The sequence below is a fragment of the Metabacillus rhizolycopersici genome, assembly GCF_020075705.1.
In genome coordinates, this window is record NZ_JAIQUM010000042.1 from 20,357 (window position 1) to 38,408 (window position 18,052).

Annotated in this window: 18 protein-coding genes and 1 other annotated feature; of the genes, 4 read left to right on the forward strand and 14 right to left on the reverse strand. The window is 36.8% G+C overall.

What is annotated here, in order from left to right; genetic code table 11:
• The 4 genes from K9V48_RS17145 to K9V48_RS17160 form a co-directional block, all read right to left on the reverse strand.
• Nucleotides 1–1,044 carry an ABC transporter ATP-binding protein gene (locus tag K9V48_RS17145; protein WP_224140253.1) on the reverse strand — a complete coding sequence of 348 codons (1,044 nt, stop codon included), beginning with the start codon at nucleotides 1,042–1,044 and terminating at the stop codon, nucleotides 1–3.
• Between the two features lie 20 nt (nucleotides 1,045–1,064).
• Nucleotides 1,065–2,087 carry an oligopeptide ABC transporter permease gene (gene opp3C / locus K9V48_RS17150; RefSeq protein WP_224140254.1) on the reverse strand — a complete coding sequence of 341 codons (1,023 nt, stop codon included), beginning with the start codon at nucleotides 2,085–2,087 and terminating at the stop codon, nucleotides 1,065–1,067.
• Entirely contained in the window at nucleotides 2,087–3,016 is a 930-nt protein-coding gene (opp3b, locus tag K9V48_RS17155; RefSeq protein ID WP_224140255.1) for an oligopeptide ABC transporter permease, read from the reverse strand. The genes opp3C and opp3b overlap by 1 nt, the downstream gene beginning before the upstream one ends.
• 139 nt (nucleotides 3,017–3,155) lie before the next feature.
• The gene (locus tag K9V48_RS17160; protein WP_224140256.1) at nucleotides 3,156–4,841 is read right to left on the reverse strand and encodes a peptide ABC transporter substrate-binding protein; all 1,686 of its coding nucleotides are present in this window, start codon (nucleotides 4,839–4,841) and stop codon (nucleotides 3,156–3,158) included.
• Nucleotides 4,842–5,218: 377 nt separating this feature from the next.
• On the opposite strand from K9V48_RS17160, the gene K9V48_RS17165 reads away from it, so the two are divergent.
• Together K9V48_RS17165 and trpS are read left to right on the forward strand one after the other, a co-directional pair.
• A complete protein-coding gene (locus K9V48_RS17165) occupies nucleotides 5,219–5,578 on the forward strand; it encodes a DUF3899 domain-containing protein (protein ID WP_224140257.1) in 360 nt (119 codons plus the stop codon).
• Between the two features lie 59 nt (nucleotides 5,579–5,637).
• Nucleotides 5,638–5,843: a binding site (T-box leader), on the forward strand.
• 216 nt (nucleotides 5,844–6,059) lie between these two features.
• Complete coding sequence (gene trpS, locus K9V48_RS17170; protein WP_224140258.1) at nucleotides 6,060–7,049, forward strand: tryptophan--tRNA ligase; 990 nt, start codon at nucleotides 6,060–6,062, stop codon at nucleotides 7,047–7,049.
• Nucleotides 7,050–7,277: 228 nt separating this feature from the next.
• On the opposite strand, the gene K9V48_RS17175 is transcribed toward trpS, so the two are convergent.
• From K9V48_RS17175 to K9V48_RS17190, 4 genes are all read right to left on the reverse strand, one after another.
• Nucleotides 7,278–8,033, reverse strand: a complete 756-nt coding sequence (locus tag K9V48_RS17175; protein WP_224140259.1) for a YjbA family protein — start codon at nucleotides 8,031–8,033, stop codon at nucleotides 7,278–7,280.
• Between the two features lie 380 nt (nucleotides 8,034–8,413).
• Nucleotides 8,414–9,190: a DUF2268 domain-containing putative Zn-dependent protease gene (locus K9V48_RS17180; RefSeq protein WP_224140260.1), complete on the reverse strand. Its 777-nt coding sequence runs from the start codon at nucleotides 9,188–9,190 to the stop codon at nucleotides 8,414–8,416.
• A gap of 270 nt (nucleotides 9,191–9,460) precedes the next feature.
• Nucleotides 9,461–10,702: a beta-ketoacyl-ACP synthase II gene (fabF, locus tag K9V48_RS17185; protein WP_224140261.1), complete on the reverse strand. Its 1,242-nt coding sequence runs from the start codon at nucleotides 10,700–10,702 to the stop codon at nucleotides 9,461–9,463.
• Between the two features lie 127 nt (nucleotides 10,703–10,829).
• Nucleotides 10,830–11,762 carry a beta-ketoacyl-ACP synthase III gene (locus K9V48_RS17190; protein ID WP_224140262.1) on the reverse strand — a complete coding sequence of 311 codons (933 nt, stop codon included), beginning with the start codon at nucleotides 11,760–11,762 and terminating at the stop codon, nucleotides 10,830–10,832.
• A gap of 252 nt (nucleotides 11,763–12,014) precedes the next feature.
• Here K9V48_RS17190 and K9V48_RS17195 point away from each other — a divergent pair, with 252 nt between their 5' ends.
• Nucleotides 12,015–12,311, forward strand: a complete 297-nt coding sequence (locus K9V48_RS17195; RefSeq protein WP_224140263.1) for a hypothetical protein — start codon at nucleotides 12,015–12,017, stop codon at nucleotides 12,309–12,311.
• 38 nt (nucleotides 12,312–12,349) lie between these two features.
• On the opposite strand, the gene K9V48_RS17200 is transcribed toward K9V48_RS17195, so the two are convergent.
• From K9V48_RS17200 to K9V48_RS17215, 4 genes are all read right to left on the reverse strand, one after another.
• On the reverse strand, nucleotides 12,350–12,532 hold the full coding sequence (locus K9V48_RS17200; RefSeq protein ID WP_224140265.1) for a ComZ family protein: 183 nt from the start codon (nucleotides 12,530–12,532) through the stop codon (nucleotides 12,350–12,352).
• A gap of 82 nt (nucleotides 12,533–12,614) precedes the next feature.
• Nucleotides 12,615–13,568 (reverse strand): BMP family ABC transporter substrate-binding protein, encoded by a 954-nt coding sequence (locus tag K9V48_RS17205; RefSeq protein WP_224140267.1) that lies wholly within the window; start codon nucleotides 13,566–13,568, stop codon nucleotides 12,615–12,617.
• A 419-nt stretch (nucleotides 13,569–13,987) separates the two neighbouring features.
• Nucleotides 13,988–14,788 (reverse strand): hypothetical protein, encoded by an 801-nt coding sequence (locus K9V48_RS17210; protein WP_224140268.1) that lies wholly within the window; start codon nucleotides 14,786–14,788, stop codon nucleotides 13,988–13,990.
• Between the two features lie 351 nt (nucleotides 14,789–15,139).
• Nucleotides 15,140–15,874 (reverse strand): alpha/beta hydrolase family protein, encoded by a 735-nt coding sequence (locus K9V48_RS17215; RefSeq protein WP_224140270.1) that lies wholly within the window; start codon nucleotides 15,872–15,874, stop codon nucleotides 15,140–15,142.
• Nucleotides 15,875–16,236: 362 nt separating this feature from the next.
• Between K9V48_RS17215 and K9V48_RS17220 the strand changes: the two genes are divergently transcribed.
• The gene (locus K9V48_RS17220; RefSeq protein WP_263432868.1) at nucleotides 16,237–16,416 is read left to right on the forward strand and encodes a YjzD family protein; all 180 of its coding nucleotides are present in this window, start codon (nucleotides 16,237–16,239) and stop codon (nucleotides 16,414–16,416) included.
• Nucleotides 16,417–16,473: 57 nt separating this feature from the next.
• On the opposite strand, the gene K9V48_RS17225 is transcribed toward K9V48_RS17220, so the two are convergent.
• Both K9V48_RS17225 and argF read right to left on the reverse strand, forming a co-directional pair.
• Nucleotides 16,474–16,653 (reverse strand): YjzC family protein, encoded by a 180-nt coding sequence (locus K9V48_RS17225; protein ID WP_111615736.1) that lies wholly within the window; start codon nucleotides 16,651–16,653, stop codon nucleotides 16,474–16,476.
• A 417-nt stretch (nucleotides 16,654–17,070) separates the two neighbouring features.
• On the reverse strand, nucleotides 17,071–18,015 hold the full coding sequence (gene argF, locus K9V48_RS17230) for an ornithine carbamoyltransferase (protein WP_224140271.1): 945 nt from the start codon (nucleotides 18,013–18,015) through the stop codon (nucleotides 17,071–17,073).
• Nucleotides 18,016–18,052 lie beyond the last annotated feature (37 nt).

The following is an 18,052-nucleotide window of genomic DNA, read 5'->3' on the forward strand; positions in this document are numbered from 1 at the left end:
CTATTTCCCCTCCTTTATTCTAGGGAATTGACGCTGACGTCGTTTAACTGCAGCAGGTGGTTCAACCTTTGGTGCATCAGGATGTAGTAACCATGTTGCCGCGTAATGTGTATCAGACACTTTAAACATTGGCGGTTGCTCTTCTAAATCTATTTTCATCGCATATTCATTACGGGGCGCAAACGCATCACCCTTTGGTGGATTTAATAGATTTGGCGGTGTACCAGGAATTGCATACAATTCTTCTTCAACTGTATCAAGACTTGGCATTGAACTAATTAACCCCCATGTGTATGGATGTTGTGGATTGTAGAAAACCTCGTCTACTGTACCAATTTCAACGATTTTCCCACCGTACATGACAGCAACGCGATCCGCCACATTTGCTACAACACCTAAGTCATGGGTAATAAAGATAATCGATGTCTCAATCTTCTTTTGCAATTCCTTCATAAGTTCAAGAATTTGCGCTTGAATCGTTACATCCAATGCTGTTGTTGGCTCATCTGCAATTAACACTTTCGGATTACAAGCTAGTGCAATCGCGATAACAACCCGTTGTCTCATCCCACCTGAAAATTGATGTGGATATTGATTAAAACGGACTTCGGGCTGTGGAATACCGACTAGCTTTAAGATATCAATTGCACGTTCTTTTGCCGCTGCTTTACTCAATTTTTGATGCTTTACAATTGGTTCAATAATTTGCTTTCCTATTTTCATCGTTGGATTTAAAGATGTCATTGGATCTTGGAAGATCATCGAAATATCTTTCCCACGAATTTTTTGCATCGCTTTATCTGTAAGTTTCGTTAAATCTTTACCTTCAAAAAGAATTTCTCCATGCTTAATGTCAGAGTTCGATTCTGGGAGCAAGCGCATAATCGTTTTTGTCGTAACTGATTTTCCCGAACCAGATTCACCTACAATTGCCAAAGTCTCACCTTTTAGCAAATCAAAATTAACTCCTCGAATTGCCTGCACTTCCCCTGAAAATGTGTGGAATGAAATATGCAAGTCTTTCACTTCTAAGATTTTTTCCATTTAGATTCACCTACCTTTTTCTAGTCTCGCATTTTCGGATCTAATGCGTCACGAAGTCCATCTGCAATCATATTAAAGCAAACCATTATGACACTAATGGTAATCGCTGGAATAACCATTTGGTATGGGTATAATTGTAATACTTTAAAGCCATCATTAATTAATGTTCCTAAGGAAGCTAATGGTGGTTGTAGCCCTAAACCAATAAAGCTTAAAAATGCTTCAAAGAAAATTGCATTTGGGATCGTAAACATTGTATTTATGATAATAACACCAGCCAAGTTAGGAATTAGATGTTTCGAAATGATTTTTCCATTCGAAAGTCCCAACGTTCTGGCAGCTAAAACATATTCTTGATTTTTCAGCTTCATCACTTGAGCCCGAATAACCCGAGCCATTCCAACCCACCCTGTAATGGTCAGTGCGATTGTAATTGATAAAATACCTGGATTTAACACAATAATCATTAAAATAACAACCACCAGATTTGGAATTCCTACTAAAATTTCAGTGATCCGTTGCATAATATTATCTGTCTTCCCACCAACGAATCCAGAAACTGCCCCGTAAATAACACCGATTACCATGTCAATTACTGCAGCCAAAAGAGCAATATATAATGATACTTGTGTACCCATCCATAACCGTGTAAAAATGTCACGACCTAAATTATCAGTCCCTAACCAATAGTAATCATCAACATTCTTCTGTTCATACGCGTTGTATACATCACCATTTTTTCTTACTAAATCTCCGTCAAATGGCAACCAGCTAATATTTTCTAACACGGGTATTCTTGGTGGTAAATTATTATGTGGTAGATTTTGTTCGTCATACCCATATTTATTTAAATGTGGACCAATGAAAGCCATAATCGTTAATAAAACTAATACAACCAAGCTTACAATTGCTCCTTTATTTTTCCGCACTCGTAACCAAGCATCTTGCCAATAGTTTAAACTAGGTTTTGACATCTCTTCACTTTTTGTTGAATCGATCATCGCGGGCTCAAACATATCTTTTGATTTTTTTTCGATTGCCATTATTTTTTCCCTCCCGCTAAACGAATACGCGGATCAATGATTCCATATAGTAGATCTACAATTAAAATGACTGCAACAAATAATACCGCAAAAAGAATGGTTGTGCCCATGATAACAGGATAATCATTTACTTGAATTGATTTAACGAATTGCTCACCTAGACCCGGAATACCGAATATTTTCTCGATGACTAATGAACCTGTCATCAAACTTACAACAAGTGGTCCTAATACTGTAATAACTGGGATTAACGCATTTCGAAGTGCGTGCTTAAATGCTATTTCAAACCAACTTGCACCTTTTGCTTTTGCGAGTGTAATATAATCAGATTCTAACACCTCGACCATTTCAGTTCGTACAAACCTTGCTGCAGTCGCGATTGGGAACATCGCTAAAGCAATAGTAGGCAATATCGAATATTCAGGTCCCCGCCAAAACGCTACTGGAAACCAGCCTAATTTCACCGCAAAGTAATATTGCAATAGACCTGCAAATACGAAGGATGGTATTGATTTCCCAAGTACAGCAATAAATGTAGCCCCATAATCAACCCACGTATTCTGACGTAATGCTGCGATTACCCCCAAAATGATACCGAATAATGTACCAAAGAGAATCGCTTGGAATCCTAATACTGCTGATGGGCCAATGCTATCCATAAGAATCTTCGTAACACCTACATTATTGAATTGAAAGGATACTCCAAGGTCGCCTTTCAAAATATTTACCATATAGTTCATATATTGAACTGGTACTGGTTGATCTAATCCATACCTTTCCGTCATAATTGAAAGCTGTGTCTGCGACAATTTAGCAGCATTTGAAAAAGGTGTACCAGGGATTATTTTCATGAGAAAAAATGTAAAGGTCACAATTAGAAACAGAGTAATGATCATATAAAGTATTCGCCCGGCTAAGTATTTCACCATATGAACGCACCTCCTAATTTTTTAATTTTCTACAATATTCGACAATTCCCCAACAAGGGAAAAAGAGTATATTGACAAACAATATACTCTCTTTTCGCCCAAAACACTGTAAAAATTCAGTATAGGTTGTCTATACAAATTATTTTACAGATGTCCATTTAAAGCTGTACTCTGGTCCTACTAAATGGTAAGTAAAGTTTTCGACTCTCTCGCCAACTAAAACATTAGAAGAACGTTGATACATTGGCGCGATCGCAGCGTCTTCTTCAAGTAAAATTCTTTCTGCTTTTGCAAGAGCTTCATAACGCTCAACTGGTTTTTGCCCTAAAGTTGTTTGAGCGTCATTCACTAGTTGGTCATACTTTTCATTTGAGTAATCCATTTTATTGTTTCCGCCACCAGTTAACCATAGGTCTGAAAACGTCATTGGGTCTAGGTAGTCAGGACCCCAACCGGCCATTTGAATGTCAAAATCCTGAGAATTTTCACGATCTATACGGACACTAAATGGTACACTTTCAACTTTGATCGTTAAGCCCGGAAGATTTGTTTCTAATTGATTTTTAACGTATTCTGCAATTGTCTTAGCATTTTCAGTATCATCGCCTAAATATCTCAATTCAACTTTCTCAGTTCCTAAAGCTGCTAAGCCTTTTTCCCACGATTCTTTCGCTGCTTCTACATTGTAAGGTAATAATTCATTTCCGTTAATTTCGCGGAAATCCTTACCAGTTTCATCGTTTTTAGCAAAATCCTGTGGTACTGCATAGTTTGCTACAATTGATCCATTGTTCAACACACTATTCACGAAATCATCTTTGTTAACCGCTTGTGCAATAGCTTTACGAATATCTACATTTGCCAAAGCCTCGTTATCTTTTTGGTTCATTTTCAGCCAAAAAATAGTAGGTTCTAACCATTTAACTAATCTTTCATCACCTTCATATTGAGGAACAATGTCAGATGTAAGTTTAGGAGTTACATCAGCTTCTCCAGTTTCAAACGCATTAGCTGCTGCTTGTGCATCTTTTAATACATTCCATTGAACAGTTTCTAATTTAACTGCTTCTGCATCCCAATACTCTGCGTTCTTAGAGTATGTCCAAGATGACGCTGTACTTCCATCCCAGTTAGATAAAACGAATGGTCCGTTATAAATTAGATTTTCAGCCGTTTTCGCATAATTATCTCCTTGCTCTTCAACAAATTTTTGGTTTTGTGGATAGAACGTTGGGAATGACATTAATGATTTAAAAAATGGAATTGGTCTTTCTAATGTTACTTCAAGCGTTTTTTCATCAATTGCTTTTACACCTAAAGTGTTAAGATCGTACTCTTTTTTTGCTGCACCTGCTGCAGAAATTTCAGCAGCACCTTTAATTTTCCCATCCATCATATATGGGCCATATGGTGATGCATTCTCTGGATCAATTGCGCGTTGCCATGCAAAGACGAAATCGCTAGCTGTTACAGGGTCACCATTTGACCATTTTGCATCTCTTAATTTAAATGTATATACTGTACCGTCTTCACTAACTTCAGGCTCACCTTCAGCCATACCACCAACGACCTCTTGGTTTGAATCAAGACGATATAAACCTTCCATTACGTTATTCATCGTAGTGAAACTAACGGTATCTTGTGCCATAACAGTATCCATTGACGGAATTGCTTGTAATTCTAATGCTTTTAATTCTTGCGTAGCATTAGCACTTTCCTTATCAGCATCCTTACTAGTATCCTCACCACCACCACTACATGCAGCTAACAATACGCTCAGCACAAGTGATATAGCTATTAGTTGAAAAAATTTAGTTTTTTTCACTAGTAAACCTCCCCTTTTTTATGTAAGTTGTCCGTACAAGTTACATTATACAAGTATTCAAACAATTATGCATTTATTTTCTTAATAAAATTTACAGAAAGGCAATAATCTTAATGAATTTTTAACAAAAAATCCTCAAAAAGACCTAATTATCTTTGTGATTTTCCAACTAAATTCTTTATTTAACTAGATTGAAAACCGTTACAAATTTTATATTTCTCGATTTTATTCTTTTATGAATTATCTTTACAATCACATCCTGTATTTGTAAATTTACAGTCATGAAATATTACTAATATAACTTTTGCACATCTTTCTCTTCTCTCTTCTTTTGCTATAATAGGAATAACCGTCATTTGGAAGAGAGTGATTTAAGTTTGCCCTATAAAAAAACCTCTATACTATTTATTGTGTCATTATTCGCGACAATCTTACTTTCTTTTTTCATTTACAAAGAATTAACTTTATTACATTTTATAAACATCTCTTTTGTGATTTCAGGGACTTATATTTTCCTATCACTATTAACTATGACAATTAAAGGTGGATTCTTTGATGCCATCACCTATGGATTTCGAAGGGTTTTCGTTTCAAAGGGTAAAGCATTATCAAAAAATGAAGTTCATGAAATGACACCAGTCTCAGATTTAGTAGACTTTGATCATTCGCCAATGTTATATAGTGGTTTTCTCTTGATGGTCCTCATGGTCATTGCACTTTTCATTTACTATTTCTAGTATTTAAAGAAACAAACAATTTGCAAATTTTCATTTCTTTTTTTATAATAAATAAAAATAGTTGAGCGATGATAAAGAGTAGTACATATATGTTTCATTTATAGAGAGCCTGTGGTTGCTGTGAACAGGTAATGAACGATATGGAATGGACTTTAGAGCTTCTGCGCAGAATTTAGTACGTGCAGACGTGATCTTGCGTTAAAGATTGAAGTGATTTCTACATTTAGAAATAAGTAGGGTGGCACCGCGGTCCATCGTCCCTATCAATAGGGTACGAGTGGGCTTTTTTTATTTAAAAAGCGAAAGCGCCTTGTTCAGACCCGACTGGCATAAAACGCTTCATAATAGAAGGCGTTCTTTGCCTTTCTATTATGGAGTAGCTTATGATTTTTAAGGGGCTAGGCGCTGTAGCTAGACACGAACACTAATTCCAAAGTTTTTTCATCAAAGTCAGTAACTATTTAAATCTAGGAGGATTAGCATGAAAACAATTTTTTCAGGAATTCAACCAAGTGGATCAGTCACATTAGGAAATTATATTGGAGCAATGAAGCAATTTGTTGAGCTGCAAAACGAGTATAATTGTTATTATTGTATCGTAGATCAACATGCGATAACTGTTGCTCAAGATCGACTTGCATTACGAAAAAACATTAGAAGTCTTGCAGCACTTTATCTTGCAGTTGGATTAGATCCAAATAAGGCGACTCTTTTTATCCAATCAGAGGTTCCTGCTCATGCGCAAGCAGGTTGGATGCTGCAATGTGTAGCCTATATCGGTGAACTTGAGAGAATGACACAATTTAAAGATAAATCACAAGGAAAAGACGCTGTTTCAGCAGGATTACTTACATATCCTCCACTAATGGCTGCGGATATCCTACTATACAGTGCTGATCTAGTACCAGTTGGGGAAGATCAAAAACAACATTTAGAATTAACAAGGGATCTTGCTGAACGATTTAATAAAAAATATAATGATATTTTTACAATCCCTGAAGTCCGTATTCCTAAAGTAGGCGCACGGATTATGTCCCTAGCAGATCCTACGAAGAAAATGAGTAAGTCTGACGCAAACCCTAAAGCATTCATTACATTATTAGATGATCCAAAGCAAATTGAGAAAAAGATAAAAAGTGCTGTTACGGACTCTGATGGTATTGTGAAATTTGATAAAGAAAATAAGCCCGGTGTTTCTAACCTGTTGTCTATCTATTCCATTTTAAACAATGAATCGATCGAACAAATTGAAGCAAGATATGAAGGAAAAGGCTATGGTGAGTTTAAAACAGATGTAGCAGAGGTTGTTGTCAATGCTTTAGCACCAATTCAAGCAAAACATAAAGAACTGATGGAATCCGATACTTTAGATGAAATTTTAGACCAAGGTGCTGAAAAAGCAAATGCAGTTGCCCATAAGATGGTTAAAAAGATGGAAAATGCAATGGGACTTGGTCGGAAAAGAAAGTAAGAAAAGCGCAAGCGCCTTGATCAGCCTCGGGCAAATAAGACGCTTTTGAATAAGGCGTGCTTTGCCTTCTATTCAAAAGCGTCTTATGACCTCGAAGGGCTAGGCGCTGCAGCTAGACAATTCTCGAAGCCAAAACTTATAAATTCTGATATTATAAGAAAAACGGAATATCCTTATGTTAGCCAAGGCTTACATAAGGATATTCCGCTTTTATAATCATTTGACAGACTAGTTAACCTTTGATTCCTGTTCCATATTCCAGAGCTTTTCGAAAAAGGGTTGCCCCTTAATTAAATGTTCACATAATTGAATATGTTTCGGCGTCCATCCTTGCAATGTTTCTTGATAGAGCTTTTCCCACACTTCATCAAACTCTCGATCCTGAATGTTCACATACATAGTTGGATTCCATTCGGTATACCAATACTTTACTTCTGCAGCATTTTTCGTCGCTTGTAGTTGGTCAAGTGCCATAAACAATAGCTGCTTTAATTGGCGTTCTTTTCTAGTAAGACCACGCACGTGTTCTGGGGCTAATGATAAAATATGATATTCCCTATCTTCTGATTCATTTTTAATGAATTCAGTCGAATATTCTTCAGGCTCAATCTCTTTCACCATTTCAAAGACAAGCTGTTCTTGTCGTGGAATAATCCTACTTTTACGAATTGGTATTGTATAACCAATTGTATCGACAACGATGATCCCAGTCCCATCTGTTACGATAAAACAGTAATCCAATTGAATTCTTTCATGATTTTTTCTTATATAAGCTTTTTGAAAAATATCTTTTAATAGACCAGGTGGTAACTCCGATAAGCTATTTTCTATGTAGTTAAAGAGTAAGGAATTAACCTTTAAAAGGGGGACCTGATCTAGGAGTTCAACGCTATCATCCTTTCTCCATTCATGGAAATGACAGACGCTGTACCCATTCTCTTCACCTTCAAACCAATTTACCCAAACATCATGAAGAAATAACATTTTTTATCCCTCACTTCATCACCATTTGTCTAACAGTATAGGCAAAAAATAGAGAATTTATTCCAAACAATGTAGATATTCCATAGAATTATTTCACATAATCTTAACTTTTCCCACACTTATCACCATGCTACCATCAGCAGGGTCTTCTTTCCCCCTCACTGATGGTTAGTAAAGCTTATCTTCTCTATTAGTGGTCATTATTCTTTCATTTACTAACCTCTTAATTGCGAGGACTACTACCCGATAATGTGAAATAAGGTTTCTAAGAAAATACGCTTTCTTATTGTATAGAAAACTATAAAATTCTTGTACTGTGGATACGCGCACGACATCCAGCGCCTAGCCCCTCGGGGCTGATCAAGGCGCTTGCGCTTTTGTTATTGTAAGTCTTTAAAAAACTCTTCTGCTGGTAAACTTAATAACTCCTTCGTTTTTAGACCAGTTTTGTTCATATAGTCTTTTACGATATAATATCCAACTGCATACCCTACCATCTTCGGATAAAAACCAGTCCCAAACATCATTTGTGAAAATTTAGGATTTTCTCTCGTTACATCTTTTTGCGGATAGATGATTTTTTTGAGAAATCGTTCACATTGATCGTCTGAATAAAGTTTGGCCCAAGACGCAATATCATTTTCACTTAGCTTTTCACGGACGGCATTTTCGGCTAAACCTTCCATGATCACCGTATCAATGATTGTAAAATGCTTTTCTTGTTTTCTTACAGCAGCTAGTCGACAAACATGATGAAATTCATGAATGAATAATGACCTAATATCCCTTTTTTCTGTATCCAACGAAAGAAATAAGAACAATTTATTACGAAAAGCCAAACCTGATCTCCCTTTATATTCTATTTCTATTTTTCGATTATTTTCATCACTTGGAAGAATAAAGATTGAACTATTCGGTCCATTCCATTCTGTTTTCAGTTTTCTTTCTTCTTCTTTTATAAATGCAAGGAGTTTATCTTTTTCTGCTCTTTCAATCCATTTATCAGTTCGCTGATTGCTCTTATACATGCCAAATGATTGTAAGTATTTCCTAATATTTTGTTCGTTTATATTAGTAAAATACGGTCGCAGCTTTTTGCAAATTTCTATTTGATCGGATGATTCCTTTAACCATTTAACTGTATCGATTACGCTCACCTAACCACTCCTTCCCATGATATCCTATGAGTCAATAGATAGGAGTGTTCTTTTAGTAAAGAACAAAAGCGGAAGCGCCTTGATCAGCCTCGGGCAAATAAGACGATCAGGAATAGAAGGTGTTTTTTACCTTCAATTCCTGATTGGCTTAGACCCAAGAGGGACCGGACGCTTACGCTGGATGTCGTGCGCTTATCCACAGTTCAAAAATTTTATAGTTTCCTTAACGATTAAATAGGACCTGACTAATTGTCAGGTCCTTCACTATGATTATGCCTCGTATTTTTTAAAGATAATCGTTGCGTTATGTCCACCAAAGCCTAAAGAGTTACTTAATGCAACATTCACGTCTTGTTCTCTCGCCTCGTTAGGAACGTAGTCTAAATCACAATCTGGATCAGGTGTTTGTAAATTAATTGTCGGAGGAATGATACCTTCTTTAATCGCTAAAACGCTAAAGATTGCTTCTACTCCACCAGCGGCACCTAATAAATGACCAGTCATCGATTTTGTTGAGCTAATCGCTAGCTTCTTAGCATGCTCGCCAAACACTTCTTTAATTGCTAATGTTTCAAACTTATCATTGTAAGGAGTACTTGTTCCATGAGCATTGATATAATCAATATCAGTCACGTTCAGCCCGCTACCTTCAACAGCTTGCTTCATTGCTCTAGCTCCACCCTCACCATTTGGTGCAGGAGCAGTTATATGATACGCATCACCCGTTGCTGCATAACCAACGATTTCAGCATAAATTTTCGCACCACGAGCTAGTGCATGCTCTAATTCCTCTAGAACAATAATCCCCGCACCTTCTCCCATTACGAAACCATCACGACCTTGATCAAATGGACGGCTTGCTGTTGCAGGGTCTGGATTTGTCGATAAAGCTTTATTCGCAGAAAAACCAGCAAATGACATTTCTGTTAATGGTGCTTCTGTACCACCTGTTACCATCACATCTGCTTCACCACGTTCAATTACTCGATAAGCATCACCGATTGAATTCGTCCCTGTTGCACAAGCGGTAACTGTACATGAATTGAATCCTCTAGCACCTAAAGCAATTGATACTTGCCCAGTAGCCATATCAGGTATTAACATTGGGACGAAAAACGGACTTACTCGACGAGGCCCCTTTTCTAAAAGAATTCTATATTGTGTTTCAAATGTTTCCATACCACCGATTCCAGAACCAATCCAAACACCTACACGAGGAGCGTTATCATCCGTTATTTCTAAGTTCGCATCCTTCACTGCCATTAAAGAAGCAACGACCGCATATTGTGTGAAACGATCCATTTTCCTTGCATCTTTTTTATCCATGTATTGCTCGATATCAAAATCTTTTAATTCTGCAGCAACTTTAGCTGGAAAATCATCTGGGTTTACGCGCGTAATTGGCCCAACACCAGATACGCCATTTATTGCATTTTTCCAAGTTGTTTCTACATCATTTCCTATCGGAGATAATGCTCCTAGTCCCGTTACAACAACTCGCCTTTTTTCCATAAGTATTGCACCTCACCTTTTTAGATAATACATTCATTATTAGGGACGGATTGCAAAGTGTCCGTCACCATCTCTTATTATTGTTTATCCTATTCCATTATCATTGACATCTATTAAGTGCGTCTAATTAGCGACCCCAACGAAGTGCAATCGCACCCCAAGTTAATCCACCACCGAAACCTACCATAACGATCAAATCGCCATCTTTGATTTTGCCGGCCTCTAATTCTTCTACTAACGAAATCGGAATGGAAGCGGAAGACGTGTTTCCATATTTATGTACTGTTTTTGACATTTTTTCCACAGGTAGCTCTAAACGCTCTCTAGCCGCTTCCATGATTCGAATATTAGCCTGATGTGGAATTAAGAAATCAACATCTTCCTTCCCTAATCCAGCTTTTTCAAGAACATTTACACATGATTCACCCATTTGTCTAACTGCAAATTTGAATACTTCTCTACCATTCATGATAATATACTCATCTTGATAAAGGTGCTTACCACCCGTCCCATTTGCACCAAGTTCAAAGGAAATAATTCCTTTCCCTTCACTTACAGGTCCGATAACAGCAGCTCCTGCTCCGTCTCCAAACAACACCGCAGTATTGCGGTCTTTCCAATCTGTTATTTTAGAAAGTTTTTCAACTCCCACAACTAAAACATTCTTATATGCTCCAGTTTCAACAAACTGCTTAGCAGTAATCATACCGTACATGAATCCAGCACATGCCGCACTAACATCCATTGCTGCTGCTTTTGTAGCGCCTAATTTATCTTGAAGCATACAAGCGACAGAAGGAAATGGCTGGTCAGGTGTAACTGTTGCAACTAAAATTAAATCTATATCCTCAGCTGCAATTCCTGCATCTGCAATCGCCTTTTCAGCAGCAAAAAATGCCATATCAGACGTATCGATTGAATCATCCGCAATTCGACGTTCTTCTATACCAGTTCTAGTGCGAATCCATTCATCCGATGTATCCACCATTTTTTCTAAATCTGCATTTGTTACGATTTTCTCAGGTGTATACCGTCCAATACCAATTATCCCTGCATTCATATTTGCAACCCCTTTATATTAGTTAGGTATTTTATTTATCCCACATTAATTGATTGTAATACCTTGACTGTTGGAAATTTGAATCCCTTATATCAATTCTTATGACTTGGTACTAATTTTATCTTATAACCTTTTTTTTTTCAATATTAATGTTTTAGTACAGCTGACTAGAACCCGTAACATACGGTGACATAAACTACTAGTAAAACCAAAAGATATGAATTGATTATCATTACTCATGGAGGTGACAACGTGGAATTTGAAGATGAACATAAAGAAATACCAAAGATGGATCATGATAAAAACGATGATATTGCTCAAAAAGAAAAGGCACAAACACCGCCTGTTGACCGATTTACAGAGTTTATGTTCGGAACTAGATCTTCTGAAAGAAACAATGATCAACAACAAACGAACACCGAAATAGATGATGTGAATTATTTTACCTTACTTGAGCAAATTGATGATATTATGGTATCACTTAAGGATCTAAAACCGATGCTAGAGCAACTTTCTCCACTTATGGATTATATTAAAAAGAAAATATAAAAAGCTGCCAAAAACGGCAGCTTTTTAATCATTTCACGTTATTGTGAATCTTTCTTTCCTAGTTCGTAAGCTTCACCCATTACTTTTGTAAAAAGTTCCAACATAGGTTGAAGTGTTTCCATTGATAATTCAATACCAGTTCCCTCAAGTTTTTCTTTCGCTTCTGGTAAATACTTCATAGCAATTTGCATAAATTCCATCACTTTTGGATGTTGTTCCATATTACCCACTCCATATCATTATTCTTATGTTTTTATCATATAATGCCACGGTGAATTTGTATAGAAAAAGCCAAAAATTTAATTACATTTGATTTGGAAGTATTCCACTTTTTTTATATTCCTTGATGTATTTTTCAAGTTTTACTTGAAAAGATTCATCGACAAGAGGGCTAAATTGCCCCATTGTAATTACTCCGTCCTCAAAATCAAAATTTAATTCTCCGCTTTTAAGCTCACCTTTATTATAAGCTTTTGCAACGACCTCATATAAGGTGTCTACATGCTGGACAGTACTGGTTAACACAGTTCCTTTTCCTAGATCAGATTGATCAATAGCAAAACCAATTGCAAACAGACCTTCTTCTTTTAGCCTATCAATAGCTGGGACATTATATCCATCTCCTGCAACATACACGATGTCAACACCTGAATCAATCATTTCATTTAAAAGAGGTAAAGCAACTGAGGTGTCATTCCAATCTTGAACGTAGCTGATTTCAACGTGAACATTTTCGTTTTGAAAATAGGCCCCTTCAAAAAAGCCATCTATTTCAGGTTGCCACTCAAAAGCTGCCAACACACCAACTTTTTTGGTTTTTGTCATTTCACCTGCAACCATTCCGCCAAAAAACCCCATAGCATGCGATTCAAAATTTAAACTAGTAACATTATCACCAGTTACATTTTGATTAAAAAGAACAAAGTGAATATCTGGATAATCCTCACTCATAGAATTAAAAAAACTACCATATTCGCTACCATATCCAAAAATCAGGTTGACCTCATTTTGGTGAAATTCATCTATTGCTGCGCGAACTTCACTTTCCTCGTTCATACCTTCTTTATAAAACACATCAACCCCTAATTCAGATTGAATTTTCAGAAGGCCTTCATACCCCCTTATCCCCAAAACTTTATCGTCAATTGTTTCAGGAACTAACAAACCAACCTTCTGAAGCTGACCAGATACTGTAGGTTGTCCACAACCGAAAAGCGAAAAAAGAATAATAAGGATAAGTGCGAGCTTTTTGTACATGGGCAACCCCTCCTCGTTTTCTAATTTATCTTATTTTAAACAGACAGTAAAATCCCAACCTTAGAAATTCAAAAGAAAGAACAAAAGCGCAAGCACCTTGATCAGCCTCGAGCAATAAGACGCTCTTGATATAGAAGGTGTTTTTCACCTTTAATTCAAGAGGGGCTGTAGACCCAAGAGGCAGTCAAGAACGCGACGTCCTGTCGCATTGACTGCACTTGCACGTCCTGTGCTTCGGGGCCGAACGCTTGCGCTAGATGTCGTGCGCTTATCCAGAGTACAAGAATTTTATAGTTTCCTAAACGCCAAGAATTTCGGTGTGGATTACTGTCCGTAAAGATTAAGGTAAGCCTCGCTTTATTGTACTTATCCTTTATATTTTAGCCTTTCTCTCTTCGATTGTACAAGCACTAACTATTTTAGGGGTTAAGAATCTCTTTATATTTTTCGATAAATGCTACTTGTTCTTTCAGCCCCTTCTCTAAACTAGTTGGTACTTTTATGACATATTTTTCATTTCGATCCTTTTGGGAGTCATCCGTTTTCATTTGTACCCCAAGTGACATTGGATACTCATCTTCTTTTTCTAGATCCGGCAAAAAAGAATACGTATTTCCTACTTCAAGATGCTCCAACAAATCATATACAGCGTTAACGGCATCCTCAATAAATAATAAAGGCTCATCAACAACTAGCACATCTTTGTGGCACCTTATGTAACTTGTTAAAAATTGAGGTATGCTTTCTGTTGGAGGTTGAAATGGACCAAACAATAAAGGAAGCTGAAGTGTCGTACACGATTCCAAATTATCTCTCAAATAATCTTCACAAAATTTACTATGCTCTTTTCTCAAACGTTCTTCAGCATTATTTCTTGAAGTAATGAAATAATACGGAACATTTATTTCATTTGCGAGCTCAACAGATTTTATTAGATTTTGTCGATCTTGCTCTAGTAACGATGCCTCAACACCATCATCACAACAATGAATGATCATATCGGTCATATCATCATTACCCGTTCGCTCATAACCGTTCATTGTTTGTAGTAAAGCATTTCTTCCAACCGATAATAAACGTTCATCCAACATCAGTTTATTGATTGGGTTCCTTGGTTTTAAAAGAATTCCATTCACTTCAACGCTTTCACTAATTAACCGTTCACAAAGGCCAAAACCAAAATATGAGTGGGCTCCAAAGACAATAACTCGTTTAAGCATTTTTTTCCTCCTCATACGCAGTTATTGTATCGTATGCAACCAGAGATAGAATTAGTCTCTATTTGGAAAAGCTCATGAGGTTTCGTCTTTCTTTGAGAGATAAGGTGTATTTGTCTGATGTGGGAATCAAACTACTTTTCATCCGTTCTTTTTGTTGGGGATTGAACCAGTTCCCCTGAGAATTGAACCACTTTGTACTGTGATTGAACCACTTTTAAAGTTTATTGAACCACTCTACTTTTCCCACTATCCTTTTATTTCGGATTGAGCCATTTCTCTTGAGCATCAAAAAAACACCAATAATTAGAAGTGTTTTCAGCCTCCATTTATTGGTGTATTAACTTGCCATCACTATAAAACCTTCTCGTTCTCTTTAAAAAACTTTATAATCGATTGGTTAGTTCGATAAGGATTGTCACCTAGATGGTAGATGAGCTTGATCGGGCTTCCCATATTTTTTCTTAGCTCTTCATACTTTTTACTATGGTGCTGCGGCGGATATGTGCTGCCATTCATTCGTTGCCAAATACGTACTGGTTTTTGAAAAGTCGAGCCGTTCATCATTGGCATGTTTATTTTTTTTACCATCTTCTCATCGACACCGTATGCTGTAGAGATTTCTTTTACTAATCGCATATAAAAGAACTTATGCTCTTTTTCGTTTTCGAGATGGGCTTGGAGGTCAAGGCAAGGATTCAACATAGCCACAGAGCGTATTTTATCTGGGATCGCCTCCATTAATTGTAATGCAGTTAGTCCTCCCATTCCATCCGTCAACAGGTGAATATGTTGATTTAATATTTCCCTTTTCATGATTAGATGATAAAGTTGCTTAGCCATTGTTACTGCTCGCGGACTTCCCCAATTATTTCCGAATAAATTAGAATGAAAAAGTGTGTACCCCTCATTCATTAAATCTGAAATGAGTTGATTTCTCCCATAATGTTGATGCCAAAGACTGGAGCTTTCATCCACAAAATCTGATCGATCGCCTAATATTAATATTCCAAACCCATTTGGCCTTGTAGGTAAATGGATAACATTCCATTCCGTTTCAAGCTTAAAAAAGCGCTCCGTAATTTGCATCTCTTGCCCACCCCCTTTCTTTCATTCTCTTAATTCCTCAATAAAAATTGTGTGTGAAAACATCATATTCCGGTTTCTTTCTTATAATGTATGTATAAGGTTTTAAAAAGAATGGGACACTGTCACAATTATGATAAATTTGGTCATTACATTTAAAAGATTGTTTAGTAAGCAAGTTTTTCAGCATTCTAGGGTTATCTTCCTGTAAGAGGATTTGTACTCAGTATTCGTACAGCCTAAATGATTGTAACTATATATTACTTCTTACATATAAAAAGGTTCTTTTATATTTCAATTAACTTGTGTTAATATATATAGTAAGAATTCGTCTGGAAATTGAGGTGAAGACAGTGCGTTTCTTTTTGACATTTTTTTGGACTTTATTATTAATAAATATGACTTCATATGTTGTTAATTCGATGACAGGTGGTCACTATGACTTTGCATCTGCATCAATTTTGTCTGTCATTGCAACCCTAGTCATCTTTCTGATTGCTAAAGTGATCCCGATTGAGACAGCAGCAGAACCTGAGCATCATTAATCAATAAAGTTCTTCTTACAAACAAAAGCCCTACTTTTTAGTAGGGTTTTTGTTTGTTTATGGTTTCCGTTTATATGTCCAATGGCGATTTTGATTAGCCGTTTCAGGAAAGCGATCGCCTGCTTTTAATCTGATTTGACCGGGATTTTTCACATTATCCCCTGTTTCACCTATTTCTACGTAGATTCCATTATTAGGTGCTTTTTGACCTGATCTAAAACGATGTTGTTGGCCCATTCATACTCCTCCTCTCTTACTTACCGATAGTATCTCCAGACAGTTTTTTTTCATAAGCACACTTAGAGTTCTACATGAAAATGGTAGATGGACTTTTAAAGTTGCGACTAAAGATAAGAGCAACAATTAATCCGGGTTTAACTATTTAGGCAAACTGGAACAAAAGCGCAAGCGCCTTGATCAGCCTAAGGCAGGCATAAGACGCACATGAATAGAAGGTGTACTTTACCTTCAATTCATGTGTGGCTAGACCTTAGAGGGGCCGGACGCTTACGCTGGATGTCGTGCGCTTATCCACAGTACAAGAATTTTATAGTTTCCAAAACGATAAAAAGGGTCTGACTTTATTCCATGTCAGACCCTTTTATAAAGCGAGACTACTCTTTATTTTCATGCAGGTAAATAGCAAAAAATGTGTTATGCAAGTAATTCCTTAAGCAATGCTTTTTGTACATGAAGGCGATTTTCTGCTTGCTCAAATACCGCTGAATGTTCCCCATCGATGATCGATGCCGTAACTTCTTCTTCACGATGTGCAGGTAAACAATGAAGGAAATGATAATCTTCCTTGGCATGTTTGACTAACTCATCATTTACTTGGAAGTCTTTAAATGCGACTAAACGTTCCTTTTGTTCACTTTCTTGACCCATACTCGCCCAAACGTCTGTGTAGATGATATCAGCATCTTTCACCGCTTCGACTGGATCATACGTAACAGTAATTTTCGCACCGGTCTCCTCGGCAATCTTTTGTGCCTTTTCAACAACGGATTGATTTGGCTCATAGCCTTTTGGACAGCCTATTGAAAAGTCCATCCCAACTTTAGCAGCTGCAATCATAAGTGAATGTGCAACATTGTTACCATCACCTAAATAAGCTGTTTTCACTCCAACGAACTTTTCTTTTAAACGGTAGATTGTTTTTAAATCAGCAAGTGCTTGGCATGGATGGAATAAATCGGTTAAACCGTTTATTACTGGAATGCTAGCATGCTTTGCTAATTCTTCAATTTTATCATGACCAAACGTACGAATCATAATGGCATCAACATACCCAGACAATACCTTTGCTGTATCAGATACCGGCTCACCTCTACCTAATTGGATATCTTGGGTACTTAAAAATAATGCATGACCACCTAATTGAAGCATACCGGTTTCAAAGGACACACGAGTTCTAGTTGATGATTTTTCAAAAATCATTGCTAATGTTTTCCCCTGCAACACAGGCTGAAGTGGATTCTCTTCTAACTTAAAAGCTTCGTCAATTAAGTGAAGAATTTCTTCTTTACTATAATCGAGTAGTGTTAAAAAGTCTCTTTTTTCTACTACCTTTTTTGGTTTTAGATTCACCGTGCTCATTACTTAATCACTTCCCTTTTTAATATTTTTATTACTT

Bases quoted from the DNA above. Each gene is read 5' to 3' on its own strand.
- argF (WP_224140271.1), bottom strand. From the start codon at position 18,015: ATGAGCACGGTGAATCTAAAACCAAAAAAGGTAGTAGAAAAAAGAGAC.
- fabF (WP_224140261.1), bottom strand. From the start codon at position 10,702: ATGGAAAAAAGGCGAGTTGTTGTAACGGGACTAGGAGCATTATCTCCG.
- K9V48_RS17210 (WP_224140268.1), bottom strand. From the start codon at position 14,788: ATGCTTAAACGAGTTATTGTCTTTGGAGCCCACTCATATTTTGGTTTT.
- K9V48_RS17145 (WP_224140253.1), bottom strand. From the start codon at position 1,044: ATGGAAAAAATCTTAGAAGTGAAAGACTTGCATATTTCATTCCACACA.
- K9V48_RS17215 (WP_224140270.1), bottom strand. From the start codon at position 15,874: ATGCAAATTACGGAGCGCTTTTTTAAGCTTGAAACGGAATGGAATGTT.
- opp3b (WP_224140255.1), bottom strand. From the start codon at position 3,016: ATGGTGAAATACTTAGCCGGGCGAATACTTTATATGATCATTACTCTG.
- opp3C (WP_224140254.1), bottom strand. From the start codon at position 2,087: ATGGCAATCGAAAAAAAATCAAAAGATATGTTTGAGCCCGCGATGATC.
- trpS (WP_224140258.1), top strand. From the start codon at position 6,060: ATGAAAACAATTTTTTCAGGAATTCAACCAAGTGGATCAGTCACATTA.
- K9V48_RS17200 (WP_224140265.1), bottom strand. From the start codon at position 12,532: ATGGAACAACATCCAAAAGTGATGGAATTTATGCAAATTGCTATGAAG.
- K9V48_RS17190 (WP_224140262.1), bottom strand. From the start codon at position 11,762: ATGAATGCAGGGATAATTGGTATTGGACGGTATACACCTGAGAAAATC.
- K9V48_RS17205 (WP_224140267.1), bottom strand. From the start codon at position 13,568: ATGTACAAAAAGCTCGCACTTATCCTTATTATTCTTTTTTCGCTTTTC.
- K9V48_RS17175 (WP_224140259.1), bottom strand. From the start codon at position 8,033: ATGTTATTTCTTCATGATGTTTGGGTAAATTGGTTTGAAGGTGAAGAG.
- K9V48_RS17225 (WP_111615736.1), bottom strand. From the start codon at position 16,653: ATGGGCCAACAACATCGTTTTAGATCAGGTCAAAAAGCACCTAATAAT.